The sequence below is a fragment of the Alteromonas sp. S005 genome (assembly GCF_036864475.1).
In the GTDB taxonomy this organism is placed as follows: Bacteria; Pseudomonadota; Gammaproteobacteria; order Enterobacterales; family Alteromonadaceae; genus Alteromonas.
The window spans coordinates 59,965-83,988 of the sequence record NZ_JAZETN010000009.1 but is presented as its reverse complement, the minus strand read 5'-3'; the positions used below and the strand labels follow the sequence as shown (position 1 = coordinate 83,988).

General features: G+C 44.1%; 18 protein-coding genes. 4 read left to right on the top strand and 14 right to left on the bottom strand.

The window, feature by feature from the left end; translation table 11 throughout:
- Positions 1–10: 10 nt before the first annotated feature.
- The 4 genes from lspA to murJ form a co-directional block, all read right to left on the bottom strand.
- Positions 11–556, bottom strand: a complete 546-nt coding sequence (gene lspA / locus V7R55_RS12015; protein WP_334059676.1) for a signal peptidase II — start codon at positions 554–556, stop codon at positions 11–13.
- Positions 549–3,368 carry an isoleucine--tRNA ligase gene (gene ileS / locus V7R55_RS12010; RefSeq protein ID WP_334059675.1) on the bottom strand — a complete coding sequence of 940 codons (2,820 nt, stop codon included), beginning with the start codon at positions 3,366–3,368 and terminating at the stop codon, positions 549–551. Before ileS ends, lspA begins: the two co-directional genes overlap by 8 nt.
- A gap of 269 nt (positions 3,369–3,637) precedes the next feature.
- Positions 3,638–4,558, bottom strand: coding sequence for a bifunctional riboflavin kinase/FAD synthetase (gene ribF, locus V7R55_RS12005; RefSeq protein ID WP_334059674.1), 921 nt, complete (start codon positions 4,556–4,558; stop codon positions 3,638–3,640).
- Between the two features lie 116 nt (positions 4,559–4,674).
- Complete coding sequence (gene murJ, locus V7R55_RS12000) at positions 4,675–6,234, bottom strand: murein biosynthesis integral membrane protein MurJ (RefSeq protein ID WP_334059673.1); 1,560 nt, start codon at positions 6,232–6,234, stop codon at positions 4,675–4,677.
- Between the two features lie 451 nt (positions 6,235–6,685).
- Here murJ and rpsT point away from each other — a divergent pair, with 451 nt between their 5' ends.
- A complete protein-coding gene (rpsT, locus tag V7R55_RS11995; protein ID WP_014950134.1) occupies positions 6,686–6,949 on the top strand; it encodes a 30S ribosomal protein S20 in 264 nt (87 codons plus the stop codon).
- 105 nt (positions 6,950–7,054) lie between these two features.
- Here rpsT and V7R55_RS11990 read toward each other — a convergent pair whose 3' ends face one another.
- The 4 genes from V7R55_RS11990 to V7R55_RS11975 form a co-directional block, all read right to left on the bottom strand.
- Positions 7,055–7,807 carry an SDR family oxidoreductase gene (locus V7R55_RS11990; protein ID WP_334059672.1) on the bottom strand — a complete coding sequence of 251 codons (753 nt, stop codon included), beginning with the start codon at positions 7,805–7,807 and terminating at the stop codon, positions 7,055–7,057.
- Positions 7,807–8,937, bottom strand: a complete 1,131-nt coding sequence (locus V7R55_RS11985) for a phosphotransferase family protein (RefSeq protein WP_334059671.1) — start codon at positions 8,935–8,937, stop codon at positions 7,807–7,809. Before V7R55_RS11985 ends, V7R55_RS11990 begins: the two co-directional genes overlap by 1 nt.
- 169 nt (positions 8,938–9,106) lie before the next feature.
- Positions 9,107–9,937: an SDR family oxidoreductase gene (locus V7R55_RS11980; protein ID WP_334059670.1), complete on the bottom strand. Its 831-nt coding sequence runs from the start codon at positions 9,935–9,937 to the stop codon at positions 9,107–9,109.
- 17 nt (positions 9,938–9,954) lie between these two features.
- Positions 9,955–10,848, bottom strand: coding sequence for a bile acid:sodium symporter family protein (locus tag V7R55_RS11975; protein WP_334059669.1), 894 nt, complete (start codon positions 10,846–10,848; stop codon positions 9,955–9,957).
- Between the two features lie 118 nt (positions 10,849–10,966).
- Between V7R55_RS11975 and V7R55_RS11970 the strand changes: the two genes are divergently transcribed.
- The 3 genes from V7R55_RS11970 (at position 10,967) to V7R55_RS11960 (ending at position 14,685) form a co-directional block, all read left to right on the top strand.
- Positions 10,967–11,872, top strand: coding sequence for a LysR family transcriptional regulator (locus V7R55_RS11970; RefSeq protein ID WP_334059668.1), 906 nt, complete (start codon positions 10,967–10,969; stop codon positions 11,870–11,872).
- 103 nt (positions 11,873–11,975) lie between these two features.
- Positions 11,976–12,773, top strand: coding sequence for a UDP-2,3-diacylglucosamine diphosphatase (locus V7R55_RS11965; RefSeq protein ID WP_334059667.1), 798 nt, complete (start codon positions 11,976–11,978; stop codon positions 12,771–12,773).
- Between the two features lie 193 nt (positions 12,774–12,966).
- Positions 12,967–14,685 carry a lysophospholipid acyltransferase family protein gene (locus V7R55_RS11960; protein WP_334059666.1) on the top strand — a complete coding sequence of 573 codons (1,719 nt, stop codon included), beginning with the start codon at positions 12,967–12,969 and terminating at the stop codon, positions 14,683–14,685.
- Between the two features lie 70 nt (positions 14,686–14,755).
- Here V7R55_RS11960 and dapE read toward each other — a convergent pair whose 3' ends face one another.
- From dapE to clpP, 6 genes are all read right to left on the bottom strand, one after another.
- Complete coding sequence (gene dapE / locus V7R55_RS11955; RefSeq protein WP_334059665.1) at positions 14,756–15,931, bottom strand: succinyl-diaminopimelate desuccinylase; 1,176 nt, start codon at positions 15,929–15,931, stop codon at positions 14,756–14,758.
- A gap of 615 nt (positions 15,932–16,546) precedes the next feature.
- Complete coding sequence (locus tag V7R55_RS11950; RefSeq protein ID WP_334059664.1) at positions 16,547–18,439, bottom strand: SurA N-terminal domain-containing protein; 1,893 nt, start codon at positions 18,437–18,439, stop codon at positions 16,547–16,549.
- 312 nt (positions 18,440–18,751) lie between these two features.
- The gene (gene hupB, locus V7R55_RS11945; protein ID WP_012518978.1) at positions 18,752–19,024 is read right to left on the bottom strand and encodes a nucleoid-associated protein HU-beta; all 273 of its coding nucleotides are present in this window, start codon (positions 19,022–19,024) and stop codon (positions 18,752–18,754) included.
- 321 nt (positions 19,025–19,345) lie between these two features.
- Positions 19,346–21,697: an endopeptidase La gene (gene lon, locus V7R55_RS11940; protein ID WP_334059663.1), complete on the bottom strand. Its 2,352-nt coding sequence runs from the start codon at positions 21,695–21,697 to the stop codon at positions 19,346–19,348.
- A 335-nt stretch (positions 21,698–22,032) separates the two neighbouring features.
- Positions 22,033–23,307, bottom strand: coding sequence for an ATP-dependent protease ATP-binding subunit ClpX (gene clpX / locus V7R55_RS11935; protein ID WP_118493314.1), 1,275 nt, complete (start codon positions 23,305–23,307; stop codon positions 22,033–22,035).
- Between the two features lie 75 nt (positions 23,308–23,382).
- Positions 23,383–24,012 carry an ATP-dependent Clp endopeptidase proteolytic subunit ClpP gene (gene clpP, locus V7R55_RS11930; protein WP_118493312.1) on the bottom strand — a complete coding sequence of 210 codons (630 nt, stop codon included), beginning with the start codon at positions 24,010–24,012 and terminating at the stop codon, positions 23,383–23,385.
- Positions 24,013–24,024: the final 12 nt, after the last annotated feature.

Genomic DNA, 24,024 nt, shown 5'->3' with positions numbered 1-24,024 from the left:
TTTCCAAATACTACTTAATGGTTTCGCTACTTTTCGCGCCACTTACTTGCGCGTCTGCGCCTTCTTCACTTTTTTTATCGCCATTTTTAAACATGTCGATGATGAGTAAAGCCGCACCTATAAATATGGCACTATCGGCAATATTAAACGCCGGCCAGTGGTAATTGTTTACGTAAAAATCCAAAAAGTCGATGACATAACCATGAACTAAACGGTCGTAAACGTTTCCTAGCGCACCACCCAAGATAAAGGCGAATGCAACCGGCAGCATTTTTTGCGAACGAGGTGACTGTTTAAGCCACCACAGAATAACTGCACTTACTACAACGGCAATGGCAGTAAAAAACCAACGCTGCCAACCACCGGCATTTTCTAGAAAGCTGAATGCGGCGCCGTAATTATGCACGTAAGTAAAGTTAAAAAACGGCAGTACCTGTATCGACTGATACAGCGACATGCTATCGATAACAGTGTACTTACTCCATTGGTCAAGGATAAACGCAATCGCGCTTATCCATAAAAACCGCAACCCCGTTTCGCGAAAAAGCTTAAGCATAGTGGCGCTCTTCTCCATCTCCGTCGATGTTTGTCACACAGCGACCACAAAGCTCTTCGTGACCTTCATGTGAACCAACGTCTTCACGGTGATGCCAACAGCGCACACATTTTTCGCCACTTGCTTTATCAACGCTTAGCCATAGACCTTCAACGTCTGTCGCTTTCGCATCAGACGGAGCTTCATCGACTTTGGTTAGCGTAACGCCTGACGTAATAAGCACGAAGCGCAGCTCGTCTTCTAATTTAGCGAGTACGTTATAAAGTGACTCGGTAGCATAAAGCGAAATACTCGCTTCTAGTGAGCCACCTAGCTCGCCATCTTTACGCGCCTGCTCCATTGCCTGGTTTGCCGCATCTTTTACGCTTAGCACCTGATGCCAAAGGGCATCGTTAAACGTTTCGCTTTGCGTGAAGTTATTAAACCCTTCATACCAGGTTTCAGTAAATACGAACTCACTGCGCTCACCTGGTAACGTTTCCCAAATTTCTTGAGCGGTAAAGCTGGTGATAGGCGCCATCCAACGAACCAGTGCTTCAATGATGTGGTACATAGCCGTTTGACATGAGCGACGGGCCAAACCATCTGCTTTGGCTGTATATTGACGGTCTTTAATTACGTCTAAATAGAATGAACCCAGTTCAATTGAACAGAAGTGCGTAAGCTTCTGTGACACAACTAGCAAGTCGTAGTTGTCATATGCTTCAATAAGCTCTTCCTGAAGCGCCTTGGCGCGTGCAACAATCCAGCGGTCAAGGGCAACCATATCGTCTTCTGCAACCGCATCTTTAACATCAAAACCATTGAGGTTAGCAAGAAGGAAACGGGCCGTATTACGTACACGACGATAGCTGTCTGCAGCGCGCTTTAAGATTTCATCTGATACTGCGATCTCGCCACGATAGTCAGTAGATGCCACCCATAGACGAAGGATATCAGCACCTAGCTTGTTAGTAACTTCTTGAGGCGCTACAACATTACCTACCGACTTCGACATTTTTCTGCCATGGGCGTCTACCGTAAAGCCGTGGGTTAGCACTTCTTTATAAGGTGCGTGACCGTGCATTGCAGTAGAGGACATAAGTGAAGACATAAACCAACCACGGTGTTGGTCTGAACCTTCAAGATACAAATCGGCAGATGCCGGAATGTCGTCGCGACGGTCTACAACAAAGTAGTGAGTAACACCTGAATCAAACCAAACGTCTAAGGTATCGGTCACTTTCTCGTAGTTATCTAGTTCGCTACCAAGCAAAGCTGCATCATCGAGATCCCACCAAGCTTGTATGCCTTTCGCTTCAACCTCTTGGGCCACTTTTTCCATTAATGCAGCAGACTCAGGGTGAATTTCACCAGTAAGCTTGTGCACGTATAAAGGGATAGGCACACCCCACGTACGCTGGCGTGAAATACACCAGTCTGGACGACCTTCAACCATTTTCTCAATGCGGTTTTGGCCCCAGTCTGGGATCCATTTGGTTTGCTTAATCTGTTCAAGTGATTCAGCGCGAAGGCCTTTTTTATCCATGCTTACAAACCACTGAGGCGTAGCGCGGAAAATGATTGGCGTTTTGTGGCGCCAGCAATGCGGGTAGCTGTGCTCGTATTTTACGTTTAAGACAAGATTACCCTTATCTTTAACCGTTTCGATAATTTCATCGTTGGCTTTGAATACAAACTTGCCTGCAAATAACGGTGTGTTTTCAAGGTACACGCCATTGTTGCCTACCGGATTGTACACTTCGATATCGTATTGCTTGCCCACGTTAAAGTCGTCAACACCATGGGCCGGCGCTGTGTGTACACAACCTGTACCAGACTCAGTCGTAACGTGGTCCCCTAGAATTAACGGAACTTCAAGGTCTAAGAATGGGTGATTAACTTTAAGCTTATCAAGCGCAGCACCGGTACAGGTTGCCACTTCACGGAAGTCTTCAACGCCGTAACGGTTCATGCAGCTTTCAAGCAGGTCCTGCGCTACCACTAGCCATTCATTTGAAGGCTGAACTTCAACAATCGCATAGGTAAGCTCTGGGTGTAAGCTGATTGCACGGTTGGCTGGCAGTGTCCACGGTGTGGTAGTCCAAATAACTACACCTGCTTTGTGTGTGGTTAAATCTCCTTCAGACACACCAAACGCTTCTGCAATAGCTGCCACATCAGCTACTGGAAACTTAACGTCGATGGCAGGAGAGACTTTGTCTTTGTATTCAACTTCCGCTTCAGCAAGTGCTGAACCACAGTCTGTACACCAGTGAACAGGCTTAAAGCCCTTTTCTAGGTGGCCCGAATCAACAATTTTACTTAGCGCACGAATGATGTCGGCTTCAGATTTGAAGTCCATGGTTTTGTATGGGTTATCCCATTCACCAAACACACCTAAGCGTTTAAAGTCAGCCATTTGGCCGTCAATTTGCTTTTGTGCATATTCGCGACACTTTTGACGAAACTCGGCCGCCGTAACTTTCTTACCTGGCTTACCTACTTTCTTTTCTACCATCAATTCTATCGGCAAACCGTGACAGTCCCATCCAGGAACGTACGGAGAATCGAAGTCAGAAAGGTTTTTCGACTTTACAATAATGTCTTTAAGAATTTTGTTAACCGCGTGACCAATGTGAATATCGCCATTCGCATAAGGAGGGCCATCGTGAAGAATAAACGGCTTTTTGCCTTTTTTCGCTTCACGAATTTTGCTGTATACCCCTTTTTCCTGCCAGTCTTTAAGCATTTTCGGCTCGCGCTGAGCAAGGTTACCGCGCATCGGGAACGCAGTTTCTGGAAGGTTCAGTGTGGCTTTGTAATCACTCATAAAATTGTATTATCCGGTTACCTTAATTTTCACCCAATGCACTAAAACATTGTGAAGGCGATATTCATTTTGCGATGTTCAAATTAAAATGCTGAATTTGAAAGATTCAACGTAAAACTGGGTGTCGCCCTCACTTACGCGAGGCCGACGAAATATGTTGTAGCACTATAATGCCCTTGCAGGTATCACGATCAAGGAGCCACGTTTACAAAATCGAGCTCAATAAAACCAATACGCGCAGAAACTTGACGTGACTTTATCACGTTTAACTATGCTAATAACAGACGCGCTTGTGCTGCATCTGCTTGAATTTGATCTTTCAACGCCTCAAAAGAATCAAATTTAATTTCATCTCTTATTTTTGCCATCGGAAACACCGTAATAGGCTTGCCGTATAGGTCAGATGACAAATCAAAAATATGGACTTCCAGCTGGTTTCTTACCCCGTTAACAGTAGGGCGGGTACCAATGTTCGCAACGCCGTTGTAGTGTTTTCCATCTACGTCGACACGCACCGCAAACACACCGTGAATTGGCGTTTTCTGGCGCTTTAGCATGACATTCGCGGTGGGAAAACCAATGGTGCGACCTTTTTTCTCGCCATGTACAACCCTACCGTGAATTGCAAATGGGCGCCCTAGCATTTCGGTAGATAGCCCGAAATCACTGTCAGCCAACGCTTCTCGCACCGCTGTAGAGCTTATGCGATGTGCATGCATGGTAAAACTTTGGGTGCTTACTACATCGAAGCCATACTGACGCCCCGCCGCTTCAAGCATCTCGAAGTCACCTTTACGGCCATTGCCAAAACGGAAGTCATCACCCACCACTAGGAATTTAACACCTAGTTTGTCTACCAGCAGGTCATGGACAAAAGTGTCGGCACTTTGTTTTGCAAACTCGGCGTTAAAGCGCACTGCAAGCAGTCTATCTACACCTTGCTGGCGCAGCAATTCGTATTTTTCGCGAAGAGGACTAATACGCGCTGGCGCTTTATCAGGCATAAAAACTTCTTCAGGCTGCGGTTCAAAGACCATCACGGTGGCTGGAAGCGATAGCGATTTCGCTTTTTCAAGCACATTTGCCAGCACAGCTTGATGACCACGGTGTACACCATCGAACTTACCGATAGTGAGCACACACCCTTTGTGGTGTGGTTTTACATTGTTTAGCCCGCGGATAAATTCCACTGTTAGCCACTACCTTTTAACTGCTAGAAATTCAAAGCTCGCGATTATAGCCGACCGCGAGCACAATACCAAGCGCGTGCACCATCCATGCTCTATCGGTTCACTCTTACTAGAAATTACTCGCCACCGCTTTTGAAGTGCCTCGGCCGCATGCCCAGCACAACCATGGAGGTCATAAATACTATCACCGATAGCGAAATGGTTGTTCCTACCTCTAACATTTGGGCAGAAAGCGATAAGTCAAAGAAGGCTAAGCCTTTGTCTCGATAATAAATAAGCCCGCCCATGGCAGCACTTGCGATTATCACACGCGCAATAAAAAGAGCCGATGTACGGCTTAAAGCAAACACTCCCTGACGGTGAAGCGTTATATAGAGCAAAGCAGCGTTGAGCGTTGCTGACATGCTAGTTGCAATAGCTAAACCTACATAACCAAAAGGTATAGCAAGAACTACGTTAAACACCATATTAGCGACCATACACCAAATACCAAATTTCACCGGCGTTTTGGTGTCTTGTCGGGAGTAAAAACCCGGCGCAAGAATTTTAACCAGCATAAAGCTGAGTAAGCCAAAAGAATACGCAGTAAGCGAATAAGAGGCCATGATTGCCGTTTCAGCAGTAAATGCACCACGTTGGAATATAACAGTTAAAATAGGCCTTGCCATTACGCCAAGCCCTACTGCTGCCGGAATGCCCAATAAACAAACCATGCGAAACGCCCAGTCGATATTCGCTGCAAACGCTTTGGGGTTATTGCTTACGTGATTTCTAGACAGCGTAGGTAGAATGACCGTAGCGATAGCGATTCCAAACAATCCCAAGGGGAATTCAAGCAGCCTGTCAGAATAATACAACCAGCTTATGGAACCGGTAACTAAAAAGCTGGCGATAAATGTATCAAACAGCAAGTTAATCTGCCCTACTGACACACCGAATAATGCGGGGATCATAAGGGTACGCACTTTAACCACATTTTCGTCGTGCCAGCCCCATTTCGGCTTTACCAAAAGCCCAGCCCTGAACAAAAACGGTAGTTGAAACAAGAACTGTACAATACCACCTATAAACACGCCCCATGCGAGTGCGTATGCAGGCTGTTCCAATGCAGGTGCTAAATATATTGCACACGCGATAATACATACGTTTAGTAAAACAGGAGTGAAAGCGGCAACCGCAAATTTGTTAAGGGTATTGAGTATTGCGCCAGCTAACCCTGTTAAGGAGATAAATGCTAAGTAAGGAAAGGTGATTTTTAGCATGGTTGACGCAAGCACAAACTTGTTGCCCGCTTCATCGCCTTCAAGCCATGCAATAAACCAACCGGTACCAAAGAGGGCTGCCAAAACAGGTGATGCAATAACACCAATAATAGATACAACAAACACGATAGCGCCCAATGTACCGCTAACTTTTGCAACGAACTCTCTCAACTGCTTTTTATCGTCGTTCTCATGAACTTCGGTTAGTATCGGAATAAACGCTTGCGCGAATGCGCCTTCAGCAAACAGACGACGTAAAAAGTTAGGTATTTTGTTGGCAAAGAAAAATACGTCTGCGGCTGCCCCATCGCCCATAAGCTTGGCAACAACAACATCACGTACTAGGCCTAATACTCGCGAGACCAAGGTCATAATACTGACGATAAGACCAGATTTTATTAACTTCCGTGACACGTCACACTTCCAATAAGAGATAAAGAATAGGCTGAACAGCACACGCTTTTTAAAGAACTAATTAAAGGCGTCTACTAGGCGTAAAGCGGCAACAACATGTTGCGAGCGAGCCATAATAGCGAAAGGCTATGGTCTACGAAACGATTTATTCAAAATAGTTGTGCACCTTTATGAACTTTCTTGCTATAATCCGCGCCCGATATGGGGTGCTCTTGTTTATGCATGTCTGTCGCTTAAATGTCCTGAAAGAATTCCGTTATGGCTCTCTTTCAAAAAATGTCGCAGAGAAATGTCGCAAAGAATGTGCAACGTGTTGAGCATACTTTGTGTTCAATAGCTTGCGCGTTTTAATGCGGAACGATTTAAGTTTTAAATCGTTTGACATTTGGGCGTTTGGTAGGCACAATCCGCACCCTCGTTTTTGACATGAATTTATTTTGGGAGTTACACCTTGGCTAACATTAAGTCTGCTAAGAAGCGTGCAATCCAAGCCGAAAAGCGTCGTCAGCACAACGCTAGCCGTCGTTCAATGACTCGTACAAGCATCAAGAAAGTTATCGCTGCAATTGCAAGCGGTGACAAAGAAGCGGCACAAGCTGCACTTACTGCTGCTACTCCAGTACTTGACAGAATGGCTACTAAAGGCTTGATTCACAAGAACAAAGCTGCTCGTCATAAGAGCCGTCTAGCTGCACAAATCAAAGCACTAGGTTAATCTTTACGATTAGTAGTTAAAAAAGCGCCTCTCGGCGCTTTTTTTGTATCTGCTTTTCATACCAGTCCGCATAGGCAATTAGCTATACGGACTGGTATTACTCACTCAGCTCATTTTTCTTATTGAGCTTGCCGGTGCAATACGCATGATCCAATGAAGGATGGCCCACGGCCAGCTTGGCACAAACGCATTCGCCTTTTCTTTATTGATTGCATTCACCATTGCGCGACAGCCCACGTCGGTATCAACGATAAACGGCACCTTCTCTACTTTTTCGTTTATCTCGCTGCGAATGAAACCGGGGTGAATACAGGTGACGTTAATCGGCGTGTTCATTACATCCATTCGAATGCCTTCAGTCATTGATGTAAGCCCTGCTTTTGTTGCCGCGTATACAGTCATTGCACGCCTAAAGCCGCGCACCGCACTGATGGATGAAATCGTTACTAGATGACCACTACTTTGCGCCCTAAAGATGGCCATTGCCGCCTCGCACTGCGCTAATGCCGACACAAAGTTAGTCACCGCCGTTTGCTTGTTAGCGTGGAAATATCCGGTGCCAATTGACGCGCCCTTGCCCATGCCTGCGTTCACAATGACTCTATCAAGGGACCCCATATCAGCTTTGAATGCATCGAACACTTCAAACACTGCGTCATGATCGTTGACATCCAGCGAGCGAATATACACATCAATGTTTGGGTTAATTAAATGCAATTCTTCTTTCAGTATTTCTAAGTTCTCAAAGCGTCTTGCACATAGCGCCAAGTTACAGCCTTGTTTGGCAAACTCAATCGCCATTCCCTTGCCTAAGCCTGAACTCGCGCCTGTGATCAGAATATTGCGTCTTGTTGTCATTATTGTTTTCCTGATGCTTTTATGGCCTTATTACAACGCCACATTAAGTAATGAATGAAGATCCAAAAGTTTTTAAACGCTGGATTATTGGTTTGCTTGTGGTGGTATCGATAGTAGATTTGCTGGGCAATACCGGCTAAACGGAAAAGTCCGTATACCTCGTAAAAGGTAAAATCATCTACATCTATTTCCATCTCTTTGCAGTAGTACGCAACCACCTGCTTTCGAGTTAGCATACCGGGTAAGTGAGTGGGCTGGCGGCGTGTTGATTGAGCCAAAAAGTCATCATCAGCTTGTACCCAATACGCCAAGGTATTGCCTAAGTCCATAAGCGGGTCGCCCAAAGTAGCGAGTTCCCAGTCCAACACACCAATAATTTGCGTATAGTTATCTGGCTTTAACACCACGTTGTCGAATCGGAAGTCATTGTGAGTAATACAAATGCGTTCATTAGCGGGCATGTGGATTTCTAGCCAGCGCATTATTTTTTTACCCGAAGGTACGTTCCAGGTTTTTGCTTTACTATAGCGTTCGCTCCACCCGCTTATTTGGCGTTCTATGTAGCCAGCACCTTTACCTAAGTGCTCAAGCCCCGCTCTCTTATAATCCACTTTATGAAGCTCGATTAAGCTATCAAGTACATTAGTGCAGAGCTTTTTGGTTTGCTGATCTGTTGTCTCTAAACCTCTGGGTAAGTTCTTGCGGGGTATCACACCGGTAAACTTCTCCATCACGTAGAACTCAGTACCAATTATAGTTTCATCTTCGCAAAGCCCAAGCATCTCTGGTACATAGCGATAAACAGGCTTTAAGGCATGCTGTAACCGAAACTCTCGCCCCATATCGTGGGCCCCTTTAGCTTTTGTACCTGCTGGTGCTCTGCGCAAAATTAATGACGTTTGTTGGCTGTCGTCTTGGCTACTGTGTTGATAGTCCAAGCAATACGTCCAATTAGAAGCGCCACCGGAATATTGAGTTACTTTAGGCAATGTCTCGCTGCTTTGTATAGCAGCAGCCATGGCTGGGCTAGATGCGTTAATATGTTTTTTAAGCCAATTGTGCACGGCGCCGACGTTTAGCTCTTCCCCTGCTCGCACGCTATCCGCTTTATCTACTACCTGTTGTTGCATATATCTTTCTTCTTTTATTCTTGTACTAAACGCTTGTCCAAAGCTAGTTATTGGTAAGCATTTATTCGAAACTAATTTTGTCTTTCACAGCTCATCACCTAACTCATATTAGCGAGTAGTAACAAGGTTTCTGGCAATAAAGTGCTAACAAAAAGCCTGTTTTTATTCTTTAATTGTTCTTTTCCATAGCTCGTTTCATCGTTTTAGTTTGATTGAGCATATTGCTTATATAGCGCTGAGTGGGTAACAACTTTTTCAGTAAGAACGCACGTTTTCCTAACTTGTGAGTGAGAATAAGGAATTTCCCTTGACCGACTTGTTGATATATTGACTCTGCTACTTTTTCTTTAGTCATATCTGCCTTAGCGAAAAACTTGTTAATCATTTTATGCGAAGCTGGATTATTGCTTCGCATCGACTCATCTAAATTTGTTTTGAAAAAGCTGGGGCATACCACACTTACGTTTATATTGTCTGGTGCTAGCTCCAACTTCATGGTTTCAGAAAACGACACTACAGCGGCTTTAACTGAGTTATAGCTTCCCATATAAGGAATCGGCGTAAGCCCTGCTTGCGAGGCAACATTAATAAAGTACCCACTACCTTGCTTGCGCATTAACGGTAATAGCGCACGACTCACTCTCACCATGCCTAACACGTTAATATCGAATACCCATTGCCACTGTTCGATAGTTTCGTCTAAAAGACTACCACCCGTAGCCACCCCGGCGTTATTAAACACATAGTCAACGCCGCCCCAACGAGTTTCGATAGTGTGCACTAGTGCTTTAACGTCACTATCGGAGGTTATATCGCAGTGTACATAAAACGCATTTGCTCCTTGTGCACAAAGCATATCTACCGTTTTATCTCCCCTTTCTTGATTAATATCGGCAATGCAAATACTTATATCTTTATCTTTGTTTACCCATTTTTCCGCCCATTTTAGGGCAATGGCCTGACCTAAGCCGGTTGCACCACCGGTAATCAATATACGCATTATGTGTTTCCTACTTATTATTTTACGAGTACTTTTGGCGCTGTATTCACAGCTATCTTTGCATTTCGCTTGGCCCATAGCGCTAACAAGGCAGGACCGATGTACATTGCTATACCGTATACGCCTGGGGCAATGGCGTAGTCAGGCGCTTGTAAAAAGGTAATGCATATGAGCATGGCAAGTGCCGCGTTTTGTACGCCTATTTCAATGGCAAGGGTAAGCGAATCTTTAAATGCCAATGCTGAAATCTTGGCAAGCATAAGTCCTAACAATACTGATAAGAGGTTTAACGCTAAACAAACTAGAAAGGCACTTTCAAAAGATGCCGCTAAGCTATCTGTTTCTGAGATAAGCACACCAATTATCATGAGCAACATAAAGTACATAGAAAACTGACGAAAAAAGTTTTCTGTTTTCATAGCGACGCCACTTTTAAAATGGCGAATAGTCATACCTATTATCACTGGGAATATTGATATACCCACTAGCCCCGTCACCGTTTGTAGAATAGAAAATTCAGGTGCGTTTTCTTTAACAAAGTAGTTAAGAGCAAATTGGATAATAAATGGCGTGGTGAACACGCAGGCAATAGTTGAAATTGCGGTCAAGCTAACTGAAAGGGCCAGATTGGCTTTTGCAATATGGCTAATTAAATTACTGGTGGTACCGCCAGGACATGCTGCCAAAACCATTACCCCAACGGCAATATAGTCGGGAACCCCAAACGCGATACATAAACCTAAGGCTAACAAAGGTAACAAGATAATTTGACCTATAAAGCCTGTTATTACCGCCTTAGGCGCTTTAATCAGCCGGGCAAAGTCAGCAAGGGTTAGGGTCAACCCCATGCCAAACATAACAAAGGCCAAAGCGAGAGGTAACAATACCTCGGTAAGTACAGATGCCTGCATGCACACGCCCCTTACAAAAAAACTTCTATTAAAGAAACCTTTTATTAACATTTAAGCCAGTGTACTCTGATTAATAATAAACAAAAATGATGACTTATTATGTAAACCCATAAATACTATGCATGGAAAAATAGATTTTAATTTGTTTGTGGTGCTACGTGCAGTCTATGAACACGGCAGCATTACAAGAGCCGCCAATGCACTGCACATTACTCAGCCTGCAGTAAGTCATGCGATAAGTCGCCTTCGAGAAAAATTCGATGACCCGCTGTTTGTTCGCAATGGACGACAAGTTATCCCTACGCCGTTCTGCCAAGGCATCATTACATCGGTCGTGACATCAATTGAAACTCTTGAAAATACATTAAAAGGCAAAGTGGACTTCGACATAGGTGATAAACCATGCTCTGTTAACCTAGGGCTGCGCGATATTTTAGAATCTATTTTCTTCCCAACGTTAATTCCTGAGCTTGTTCAAAATACTCCAAATATCACGGTAAATAGCAGACAGGTTACCTGGCCCGAGCTTGCTCCCGCATTAGCCGCTAAAGAGCTTGATATCGTAATTGACGCGTTAGTCCCCACCAGCCGTGACATTCGTTCACAGTTTATCTGCGAAGAAACGTTTGTTGTAGTATGTGCGCCAACAAATAGTTACCTAGACACCCCCAGTATTGAAAACTACTCAGCAGCACAGCATGCACTTGTGACTTTGAAAGACTCTAAGCTGGATACCGTAGATCTCGCTCTTGCTCAGCACAATTTACATCGCAACATCGCATTGCAGTGTGAACATTACTTTGCCGCCGTTAACGTAGTTAGCCAATGCGATCTTTTGCTAACCATGCCAGCGCGGTTCTCCAAACAATTCAGTAATAAATTCGATATCGAGACTTTACCTCTTCCGTTTGAAGTGCCTCCCCTTCCTGTTCACATGTACTGGCATAAAAACGCCGATGAGGATTTAGTAAATATTTGGATGCGAGAGAAGCTTTTAGAAGTGACAAATAAGTTGGGGTTATAGCGCGTATTTGTACTGCTGTAACACAATGGTCAAGCAAGCGTCACGGTAGTGTCAATTTACAGGCCTATAGTGACGGTCCAAGGCATCGCTTTGGGAAACCGCTATGAAAAAGACACACTATCGAACACTTTGGCTTTCAGATATTCACTTGGGAAACCGCGATTGCAAAGCTGAATATTTACTCTCCTTTCTAGATAGCATCACAGTAGACACCTTATATTTGGTGGGCGACATTGTTGATATGTGGCAAATGACCAAACAATTTCGATGGCCAAAAGCCCATAATCAAGTAATGCACAAATTTATGCAAATGAGCCAGGACGGCACCCGTGTGGTGTATTTGCCTGGCAACCACGATGAGCCAATTCAGTCATACTCTGGTATGGCGTTCGGTGATATCGAAATAAAGCGAGAGCTGGTGCACACCACGGCGCAGGGGAAACGTTATTTAGTCTTGCATGGCGATCAGTTCGATGGCGATGTGACTATGGGCAAATTCCATGCGTGGATTGGCGATAAAGGTTACGACCTGCTGCTCTTTCTAAACAGAGAGTTCAATCGCCTACGCGCGTGGCGCAAGCGAGAATACTGGTCACTCGCCGGCTATATCAAAAAGCACATCAAGGGTGCGAATGAAGCCATTGCTCGTTATCGAGAAGCATGTTGTAGGCGCGCCGATGAAATGGGACTTGATGGTGTAGTGTGCGGACATATTCACCATCCTGAAAGCAGCTTTGAAAACGGTATTCACTATATCAACGATGGTGACTGGGTTGAGAACTGCAGTGCATTGTCTGAAGACATGGATGGTAATCTATCACTCATTCATTACCTCGATTCGTTGGAGTCAGCTACAGTAACATCCATTGCAGCCAAGACGTCTCGTTCAAAAGCGGCATAGTTACCGCATCTTTTGAAGGGGGCGCCTATAGCCCCCACTAATGCTTTTACTGTACGCATCTATGCCTAACCAACTTGTCGAGCCAGCACTCATAACATTTTTTTAACACTGTCAAATAACTGCCATCAAAGTGTGTAAAAAGCGTCATATTGTCTTGCTATTGTTCGCCAAAACCGAAAGAGAAACAGGTTCTATGTTTACTGTAAACGACGTACTGAACAAGCATTATCCTCAAGTAGCGAACAACCCTATTCTGTTTAAATCGCTGTCTTTCGTATTAAGACACCTACTCCATGAACGTGAAATTACAGAGTTTGGTGAAACCTACCCACACTATGAAGATATTGATTTTGTTGAGCAAGTCTTGGAATACTTCAATATCAGCTATTCCACCCGCGATGTAGAAAAAGAGCGAATTCCTAGTGAAGGGAAAGTAGTGATCATTGCCAACCATCCAATTGGCTCGCTTGACGCTCTTGCCTTAATTAAGCTAGTAAGTGAAGTGCGTCACGACTTAAAGGTGGTCGCTAACGAAATGCTAATGGCAATCGAGCCACTTCACGAAATGCTGCTACCGGTTAACAACATGCAAGGCGGTACACCAAAGCAGCATTTAACCGCTATTCAATCACATCTAAATAGTGATGGTGCCATACTTATTTTCCCAGCAGGAGAAGTCTCTCGTTTGCGCCCGCAAGGCGTTCGTGACACCAGGTGGCACACAGGTTTTTTACGTATTGCGAAGCAAGCGAAAGCGCCAATATTACCAGTTTATATTGATGCTAAAAATAGCCCACTTTTTTATGGCGTATCCATGGTATACAAGCCACTCGCCACAGCCCTGCTGGTAAAAGAGATGTTTAAACAACGCAAAAAGCACTTGCCCATGCGCATAGGGGAACTCATCCCTTTTGAAGCATACCAGCAAACGTCTATTCCAATGAAAGAGCAGGTAAAGCTGTTTAAGCGCCATCTATATCGCATAGGTAACAACAAAAAAGGCGTATTCGAAACACAGGCTTCTATAGCTCCGCCAGAAGACAGAAAAGAACTGGCTCGTGCTATGCGAGAATGTGAACATCTCGGTGAGACAGGTGATGGAAAATCTATTTACCTGTACCAGCACAAGAGCTGCTCGCCAATTATGCGTGAGATAGGTCGCTTACGAGAAGTGGCGTTTCGCGCTGTGGGCGAAGGCACTAATAAGCGCAGAGATATTGATCAATACGATTCTTATTATTATCACTTGGTGCTGTGGGATGACAGCGATTTAGAAATCGTTGGCGCTTATCGTTTTGGTGATGCAGAACTTTTGACCACAGAAGACCACCCTACCGGGCTCTACTCTGCTACCTTGTTTAACTATGGTAAGAACAATGAAAAACTCTTTAAGCAAGGCTTAGAATTAGGACGAAGCTTTGTGCAGCCTCGCTACTGGGGCAAACGCAGTTTAGATTACTTGTGGTTTGGTATTGGGGCATTTTTAGGGCGATATCCTAAATATCGCTACCTTTTTGGTGCGGTGTCACTCAGCAACACCTACCCTGAGCCGGCCAAAGATTTACTGGTACAATTCTACTCAACGTATTTTCCTGCGAAGTTTGGCGAAGCGACTTGCAAGCGACCTTACCAAATGGCGAACGACGCGCTGCATCAATTTACAGGTAACGATTATAAGGCAGAATTTACGCAGCTAAAGCACTTACTGGCTAACATGGGCGTAAACGTACCAACACTGTATAAGCAGTATTCTGAAGTGGCTAAAGACGGCGGGGTGGCATTTTTAGGCTTTAATGTCGACCCAGATTTTAACGACTGTATCGACGGGCTGGTGGTTGTTGATATGCAAACGCTTACTGAGAAAAAGCGCAAACGCTATTTGACCAATATTCAACTTAAGGCCACGGCTTAAGCTTGTAACGATATAAGGGAGCATGTAACCGATGCTCCCTTCTCCGTTTGAATACGAATACCTGAATCAGTTACCTACCACCAACATTTTTAAGAACATCCGTGTAAATATCTTCAAGTGTAAGCAAATCAGATAAATGAATGTGTTCGTTTACTTGATGAATTGTGGTGTTAGGCACACCTACTTCAACCACTTGTGTGTGGTCACTCGCAAAAAAGCGCCCATCTGATGTTCCGCCAGATGTACTTATTACCGGATAACGACCGGTTGTCCCTTTAATGGCTTTCTCAACGCAGGTTATTAAGCACTTGTCGGTATCATTATTGGGTTCGCTTAAATAAGCTTCGCAAGGTCTTGAGAAGCTAACCTGGGCTTGCACATCGACACTCTTGATAATATCACGTAGCAATGCAGACAAGCTGTTTTGATTGAACTGCCATGAATACCTAACATTGCATTCTATCCGCACTGAGCTAGGCACTATGTTATCGGTGAAGCTTCCTGTATCCATATGTGTTATCTGAAGCGTGGTGCCTGGAAAGTCATCGCTTCCCGTATCAAATGGATATTGAGTTAATGCATTAACCACACTACTCGCTTTATGAATCGCATTAACTGCGGTTTTGGGATAAGCCACATGGCCTTGTTTTCCATTAATATAGATAGTGGCTGAAAGTGAGCCTCTACGACCTATTTTTATCGTATCACCGGTTTTTGTAGATGCAGAAGGCTCGCCTACTAAGCACATATCAAGCTGCACATTTTTAGCCGACAAATATTCAGCTATCCACTTTGAACCCCATTCAGCTTCTCCTTCTTCGTCGCTGGTAATTAACCACCAGAAAGACATTTTGCTCGGTTCTAAAGCAGCAATGGTTCGCTCTGTTGCTGCTAGCATAGCTGCAATGCCTGTTTTCATATCGGCAGCGCCGCGCCCATAAAGTTTATTTTCACTTATAACCGGGCTAAAAGGTGGTGATTTCCATTGATCAATAGGGCCAGGAGGCACTACATCAGTGTGGCCGCTAAATGCTAAGTGGACAGGACCATGCCCCCATCTGGCAATGAGGTTTTTAACACCGTTTATTTTGTGTTTTTCACATGCAAAGCCAAGTTTTTCAAGTTTGTAAATAAGGTAGCTTTGACAACCTGCATCCATTGGAGTGATAGACTCTCTTGCCATTAATACTTCGGCGAAGTGAATACTGCGCGCTGGCGCTAGAGAAGGTAAAGGCTGAATTGACATTCATGTGACCCAATTTAGAAACATGGGTCTATTACACAAATTTAAAGTGACACACTAATAACAGATTTGCGACAAAGCCATGACAACAAAACCCATGCACGCAAAGCGTGCGTAGTAGAAGAAAGATGAATACAAGTTTGTGAGAGTTTCTTGCGACCTTCGCAATGTTTGTCTATCGCTGCGCACATTGTTATAAATAGAGAATTACTAATAAGAAGGCATTACTGTGTTAAAAATAATTGTTTTGATACCCCTCATCTTGTCATTGCTTTGGTTTGGTTATTTGCAAGCCAATAAATATACTCTAGAACAAGGCAAACAAGGTTTTCTATACATATTCGTGCTTTCCGGTGTTATTGCTGCATTTTATACGCTTATGCTGTTTTTAACGAATTAGCTCTTTTTTATTTATAGTAATCTCTCTCTATGCGCTAACCCAACACAGCCTAACAGATTTGTGCGTAGACCTACCGAAATCTTGGTGACGCTGCAGAACCAACTAGATAACCATCAGCGAAATAAGGCAGTCGATCAAAAAAGCCAGCTTTTGTTAAAGCTGGCTTCTTACTATTTATCTCATTGTTGCCACCCAGCTATTGAGTGGCTCAACTTTACTTATAATGACTCTGAAATAGTCACGTCAGCATTTGCGCGAAGCGCATCGATATACTGTTGATAAACGCGTTGACCTTGTACTTGAGCAAGACGCTGTTTTAGGCTTTCACCTAGCTCATTTTCAAGTTCAGGTGCAGCATTTACACCTTCTAGCATAACAACTGCAACATCGCCATTAACTGTTGTTGCTACGTCAACTTTATCTTCACCTTCAAGACCCAGTGAGAAAAGTGTATCAACCAACGCACGTGCTAGCGTACCACCTGCTCGTGGCACAGCAGCTGCTGTTTCCCAAGCTACAGATTTTTCCGCTAGTTCGCTTTCAACACTTTCCTCTGCACGTACTTTCTGTGCGATGTCAAAGGCCCATGCTTCTGCTGCTTCTTTCGCTTTCTCCGCTTTTACTGACGCTTCAATTCCTTCGCGAACCTCATCTAATGATTGAGTGCGCTGTGGTTGATGCTCAATAACGCGTGCTACAACTACCGTTTCGTCATCAAGCTCAATGATATCGCTGTTAAGCCCTTCTTCAACTAACTCAGATGAGAAAGCGACATCGAGCAAACCTGGGAAGCTCAGTTCAGTAGGTGCCGTATTTCGGCTGAACATAACAGACTCTTGTATAGGTAGATCTACAGCATTGGCTGCGTCTTCAAGTGTATCTGGTACTTCAAACGCAATTTCAGCTAGGGTATTTTGAAGCTCAAAGTACTTCTCCATCGCTGCATCGTAAAGAAGGGTATCGCGAATTTCGCTAGCCACTTCATCAAATGATTTTACCTGCGCTTCTTTAATGTCTGTTAACTTGATAATGTGGAAACCAAACTCGGTCTCGACTACATCAGACACATCGCCAACGTTTTCTAGAGCAAAAGCAGCTTCGTCGAACGCCGGATCCATCATTTCAGGTATAATGAAATCTAGGTCACCGCCGTTTTCAGCTGAGAAGGTGTCATCAGAGTTTTCTTCGGCAAGCACAGCAAAGTCAGCACCGCTGTCAAGCTGCGCTTTTAATGACTCTGCTTTTGCTTTCGCAGCGTCTTCATCATCACCCGCTTCGATAAGAATATGTGAAACTCGGCGCTCTTCTTCCGTGCCATAGCTTCCTAAATTGTTATCGTAATAAGCACGTACAGCTTCTTCGTCTACAGAAACACGACCTTTAAGGTCTTCAACGCTCAGTTTTACATACGCCAGTTTCACCTGCTCTTCAGTATCGAAAGAAGCAATATTGTTGTTGTAGAAGGCTTCTACATCAGCGTCGGTAACTTCGAGCGAACCAGCAAATTCGTCAGAGCTTACTAATACGTATTTTGCATCACGAGTTTGGCGTTGAAGAGCATTAGCCTGTTGCACTTCGCCATCTAGAGAAAATGAAGAATTCGTTAGCGCTGCCGCCAACTGGTTCTGAGTCATTTGCGTTCTTAGGTAATCACGGAAGTCTGCAACTTGAAAACCATTTTGACGGAGAATAGCTTGGAAACGCTCGTTATCAAACTGCCCACCAAATTGAAACTCAGGCATTTGCACTATCGTTTCACGAATCTGTTCATCGCTTACACGCAAGCCCATGTCAGTTGCTTGTTGCTGAATCAGTTTTTCAGCAATAAGTCTGTCCAGTACATTTCTTCTAAAATCTGCGAGGTATTGTTCGCTAGAGAAAAGCTGCGCAATGCTTTCGCCGTACTGTGACTCCATTTGTGAACGCTGGTTTTGGTATGCACGTTCTAGTTCTTGTGCCGAAATTTCTTCGCCGTTAACAGTTGCTACTGCTGTAGTACCTGATGATGTTAGGTAACTACCTACACCTGCGAATACGAAACTCAAAACGATAAGCGCAATAATCGCCATCGCCCAAGGGCCTTGAGAACCTTCTCTGATTCTTTCTAGCATGATTGTTCTTCAACTCCGTTGCTTACTACAATTACCCTAACCCATCACCTGCTGGCGAGGACAGGATAAAATAAGCGCTGATTATAACCCAATGCCGCCGAATATAAACGCCAAAACACACTATTTGTACTGTCTTTCGTCAAGTAAAGGCGTTGCAATAGCATGTATGAGAATCGACATGCCTAACGAGGGTATTTTTACTTTTTAAATATTGGGGTCAGAGTCGTTACTCTGACCCCAATATTGAATTCTTTGTTTTAGAAATAAAAAAGGCGATGGACTAGCCATCGCCTTTTTCTATAATTTTTTTGCTTAGTTACAAGCGTCTTTCAGTGCTTTACCAGCTTTGAAAGATGGAACTTTCGCTGCTGAAATCTGAATAGTCTCACCAGTTTGTGGGTTGCGGCCACTGCGAGCTGAACGTTCGCGAACTGAGAAAGTACCAAAACCAACTAGTGCAACTTGGTCGCCGTCTTTAAGCGCCGCAGTTACTGAGTCAGTGAATGCGTCAAGAGCGCGGCCAGCAGCTGCTTTAGAAATGTCTGCACCAGCAGCGATTTGGTCGATAAGTTGAGACTTGTTCACAATTAGATCCCCTTCGATTGTTATTATACTGTTTGTCCAAAACGATTTTGCTTGAACGTTATAGCAAGCTTGATCGTTAACATCAAGCTTCAGTCACAAATAATTAACTTTTTAAATGAATCGCTGCAATCCCTTTTGTGGCAAGGCTTCAAGCGATAACCATTTAAAGGTAACACAACTTTTACGACATGAAAGCCCTATTTTAAAAAAAATGAGGTTTTCTATCGTTTAATGCACATAATTTAGCCAATTATTGCAGTTTTATAGAAAAAACAAGGCTGCAAGCCCTTAAAAACAAAGGTCTACAGCCAATCACGTAAGTTACTTTTTAGCCACTTCGAAGCTTTCAACGGGTTCCTGAAGCGCAATATCAAGAACATCATCAATCCATTTAACCGGGTGAATGGATAAATCTTTCTTCACATTGTCTGGAATTTCTTCCAAATCTCGCTCGTTATCTTTCGGAATAACCACGGTTTTGATGCCACCACGGTGTGCTGCAAGTAACTTCTCTTTTAGACCGCCAATAGCGAGTACTTCACCACGAAGAGTAATCTCGCCTGTCATGGCAACATCACACTTAACAGGATTCCCTGTGAGTGAAGATACTAACGCGGTGCACATTGCAATACCGGCGCTTGGGCCATCTTTTGGTGTTGCACCTTCTGGTACGTGCACATGAATATCGCGCTTTTCATAAAAGTCATCATTAATGCGAAGCTTTTCAGCGCGACTTCTCACCACCGTCATCGCCGCCTTGATTGACTCCTGCATGACGTCGCCCAAAGAGCCTGTAGACGTCATTTTGCCTTTACCCGGAACCGATGTGGTTTCAATAGTCAGTAAGTCACCACCAACTTGAGTCCAAGCCAATCCTGTAACCTGACCAATTTGATTATCTTTATCGGCTTTACCGTAGTCAAAGCGCTGAACGCCAAGGTAGTCTTTAAGATTATCTTGAGTGACAACCACCTTATCCTTGCTCTTTGTAAGTAAGATATCTTTAACCGCTTTACGACATACCTTAGACACTTCGCGCTCTAGGCTTCTAACACCCGCTTCGCGCGTGTAGTAACGAATCATACCAATGACAGCAGAATCGGTAATTTCCAGTTCTTTCGCTTTAAGACCATTGCGCTCCATTTGCTTACTAATTAAGTGGTTTTTCGCAATATTAAGTTTTTCATCTTCTGTGTAACCAGAGAGACGAATTACTTCCATACGGTCAAGTAGCGGACCTGGGATATTCATGCTGTTTGAAGTAGCAACAAACATTACGTCTGACAGGTCATAGTCCACTTCTAGGTAGTGGTCACTGAAACTGTTGTTTTGTTCTGGGTCTAGCACTTCTAGAAGGGCTGACGCAGGGTCGCCTCGCATATCTGATGACATCTTATCGATTTCATCAAGTAAGAAGAGCGGGTTTTTAACCCCTACTTTCGCCATTTTTTGAACTAGCTTACCTGGCAATGAACCAATGTAAGTACGACGGTGACCACGGATTTCAGCTTCGTCACGTACGCCACCTAGTGCCATACGCACATATTTGCGACCTGTTGCTTTAGCGATCGACTGGCCTAATGAGGTTTTACCCACACCAGGAGGACCTACTAGACACAGAATCGGGCCTTTTAACTTTTTAACACGTTGTTGAACCGCTAAATACTCAAGAATGCGCTCTTTTACCTTCTCAAGGCCGTAGTGGTCTTCATTAAGCACGCCTTCGGCACGAGAAAGGTCTTTCTTAACCGGCGAGCGTTTATTCCAAGGCACGTTAGTAAGCCATTCAATGTAGCTTCTAAGCACAGTGGCTTCAGCTGACATCGGTGACATCATTTTAAGCTTTTGAAGTTCAGCTTTCGCTTTATCTTCTGCCTCTTTAGGCATTTTCGCGTCGGCTATCTTCTTAGATAGCGCCTCGAACTCATCGGGCGCATCGTCTAACTCGCCCAGTTCTTTTTGAATGGCTTTCATTTGCTCATTCAAATAATATTCGCGCTGGCTTTTTTCCATTTGCTTTTTAACGCGGGTGCGAATTTTCTTTTCCACCTGCAGCAAATCAATTTCACCTTCCATTAGCGCCATCAAGTACTCAAGGCGCTCATTAACGCCCTGCATTTCGAGTACTTTTTGCTTTTCAGTAAGCTTAAGTGGCATGTGCGCAGCCATGGTATCTGCAAGACGCGCCGCATCCTCAATCCCATTAAGTGACGTCAGTACTTCCGGCGGGATTTTTTTATTCAGTTTCACATAGCCTTCAAACTGAGATACTGCAGAGCGAATCAAGACTTCTTGTTCACTCTCATCAATACCTTCATCTTCAAGCTTATCGACGTTAGCGACAAAGAAAGGGTCTGACTGCTTATAGCTTTCAATTTCACCACGTACGCTCCCCTCTACAAGTACCTTTACAGTACCGTCAGGAAGCTTTAAAAGCTGCAGAATAGTAGCAATGGTACCTACAGTGTAAATATCGTCTGCTTCAGGCTCATCAACGCCCGCGTCTTTTTGTGCTACTAGAAAAATTTGTTTGTCATTATCCATTGCCGCTTCCAGGCAACGGATTGACTTCTCACGCCCAACAAATAGGGGTATGACCATATGCGGGTAAACAACCACGTCCCGCAAGGCAAGCACAGGAATTTCAATGCGATTTTCACGCTCAACTGTCATACTTGTTCTCAATTAGTTTGAAATGTCATTTTTATATGGGGATGCAAGAGCAAAGTTCAATCGAAACTTATTAAAGTGTGTTAATTCCTTAACCTTACCCTCCCTGCTCTAGAGCCTCTCGGCCCTAATATAACCATTATCGATTTTGCACCGAATGGCAACACAAAACTCAAATTTCTAGTAGAAAGGATAGCTTTACCACCCTTGCCCGCTTAAATATTAACCGCATCAGCGAATTAGTTATTGTCAGTTATCACAAGATTGCTTGCGAACCACTATCTACCGATACGAACAAAAAAAGGTCCCGCAGGACCTTTTTTATGACGAGCTAATGGCTATTCAGACGCCGCCTTTTTTTCATTACTGTCATAAATCAAAATAGGCTTCGACTCACCGCGAATTACCGTTTCATCAATTACCACTTTGCTTACGTCTTCCATTGAAGGAAGGTCGTACATGGTATCAAGCAGAACGGCTTCAACAATTGAACGCAAACCACGAGCACCTGTTTTACGATCCATTGCCTTTTTAGCAATCGCATTTAATGCATCGTCACGGAATTCAAGCTCAACATCTTCCATTGAGAACAATGCACCGTATTGTTTGGTGATCGCATTCTTAGGCTCGCGCAGAATTTGAATTAGCGCTTCTTCGTTCAATTCTTCAAGACTGGTCACTACCGGAAGACGACCGATGAATTCTGGGATTAACCCGTATTTCACCAAATCTTCAGGTTCAACTTGTTTGAACAGTTCGCTGATTTGCTTACTGTTGTCTTTCGACTTAACCGTAGCACCAAATCCAATACCTGTATCTTTCTGCGCACGCTGCTCGATAACTTTATCAAGACCGGCAAATGCACCACCACAGATAAACAGAATCTTAGAAGTATCAACCTGTAAGAACTCTTGTTGCGGATGTTTACGGCCACCTTGCGGAGGAACCGAGGCAACCGTACCTTCAATCAACTTAAGCAGTGCTTGCTGAACACCTTCTCCCGATACATCACGGGTAATCGATGGATTGTCAGACTTGCGAGAAATTTTGTCGATTTCGTCAATGTAAACAATACCGCGCTGCGCTTTCTCAACGTCGTAATCACACTTCTGAAGTAGTTTTTGAATAATATTCTCAACATCTTCACCCACGTAGCCCGCTTCCGTCAGCGTGGTTGCGTCTGCCATTGTGAATGGCACGTCAAGTAAACGTGCAAGTGTTTCCGCTAATAGTGTTTTACCACTACCCGTAGGGCCAATTAACAGAATGTTACTTTTTCCGAGTTCTACGCCTTCGTGAACATCGCCATTGCGCAAACGCTTATAGTGGTTATAAACCGCTACTGACAACACCTTCTTCGCATGTTCTTGACCGATAACATAATCATCAAGATGCGCATGAATTTCTGTTGGCTTAGGTAAAGCGTCCTGCTTCTGCTTAGGCGCGATTTCCTTAATTTCTTCGCGAATGATATCGTTACATAACTCAACACACTCGTCGCAAATAAAAACCGACGGGCCTGCTATTAACTTTCTTACTTCGTGTTGGCTTTTGCCACAAAACGAACAGTACAGTAGCTTGTTATCACCGTCACCGCTTTGCTTATCACTCATTACTTTTGCCTCTGCCTTACCCGAGCCGAAAACCAAATTCGTGCTATGCACTGGCTCGGGTCATCTATAACTATACTACTTAGTTCCGGCTACGTCAGATCGATTTGCTAAAACTTGGTCAACCAGGCCGTAATCTTTTGCCTCGGTTGCACTTAAAAAGTTATCTCGGTCTGTGTCGCGCGCGACTTTTTCATAGTCTTGACCGGTATGGTCTGCCATTAGGCGATTCAACTTCTCTTTGATAGACAGAATTTCTTTCGCATGTATTTCAAAATCAGATGCCTGACCTTGGAAACCACCAAGCGGTTGGTGAATCATTACGCGCGAGTTAGGTAGACAATAACGCTTACCTTTTGCTCCTGCAGATAGTAGAAATGCGCCCATGCTTGCAGCTTGGCCCATACACACTGTACTCACGTCCGGCTTAATGAATCTCATTGTGTCATAGATTGCCATACCAGCAGTCACAGAGCCGCCCGGCGAGTTGATGTATAGGAAAATATCTTTCTCTGGGTTTTCAGCTTCTAAGAACAACATTTGAGCAACGATGAGGTTGGCCATGTGATCTTCAACTTGCCCTACTAAGAAAATTACGTTTTCTTTTAAGAGACGAGAGTAAATGTCGTATGAGCGCTCACCTTTTGAGGTTTGCTCAACAACCATAGGAACAAGTGCATTCATTGGGTCAAACGGGGTATTAGTCATAGCTACCTTGAT

Coding starts and splice junctions, on each gene's coding strand:
- dapE (WP_334059665.1), bottom strand. CDS start 15,931: ATGTCAATTCAGCCTTTACCTTCTCTAGCGCCAGCGCGCAGTATTCAC.
- V7R55_RS11975 (WP_334059669.1), bottom strand. CDS start 10,848: ATGCAGGCATCTGTACTTACCGAGGTATTGTTACCTCTCGCTTTGGCC.
- V7R55_RS11950 (WP_334059664.1), bottom strand. CDS start 18,439: ATGCTAGAAAGAATCAGAGAAGGTTCTCAAGGCCCTTGGGCGATGGCG.
- V7R55_RS11980 (WP_334059670.1), bottom strand. CDS start 9,937: ATGCGTATATTGATTACCGGTGGTGCAACCGGCTTAGGTCAGGCCATT.
- ileS (WP_334059675.1), bottom strand. CDS start 3,368: ATGAGTGATTACAAAGCCACACTGAACCTTCCAGAAACTGCGTTCCCG.
- V7R55_RS11990 (WP_334059672.1), bottom strand. CDS start 7,807: ATGACAACAAGACGCAATATTCTGATCACAGGCGCGAGTTCAGGCTTA.
- clpX (WP_118493314.1), bottom strand. CDS start 23,307: ATGAGTGATAAGCAAAGCGGTGACGGTGATAACAAGCTACTGTACTGT.
- V7R55_RS11965 (WP_334059667.1), top strand. CDS start 11,976: ATGAAAAAGACACACTATCGAACACTTTGGCTTTCAGATATTCACTTG.
- clpP (WP_118493312.1), bottom strand. CDS start 24,012: ATGACTAATACCCCGTTTGACCCAATGAATGCACTTGTTCCTATGGTT.
- V7R55_RS11985 (WP_334059671.1), bottom strand. CDS start 8,937: ATGCAACAACAGGTAGTAGATAAAGCGGATAGCGTGCGAGCAGGGGAA.
- V7R55_RS11970 (WP_334059668.1), top strand. CDS start 10,967: ATGCATGGAAAAATAGATTTTAATTTGTTTGTGGTGCTACGTGCAGTC.
- V7R55_RS11960 (WP_334059666.1), top strand. CDS start 12,967: ATGTTTACTGTAAACGACGTACTGAACAAGCATTATCCTCAAGTAGCG.
- lon (WP_334059663.1), bottom strand. CDS start 21,697: ATGACAGTTGAGCGTGAAAATCGCATTGAAATTCCTGTGCTTGCCTTG.
- lspA (WP_334059676.1), bottom strand. CDS start 556: ATGCTTAAGCTTTTTCGCGAAACGGGGTTGCGGTTTTTATGGATAAGC.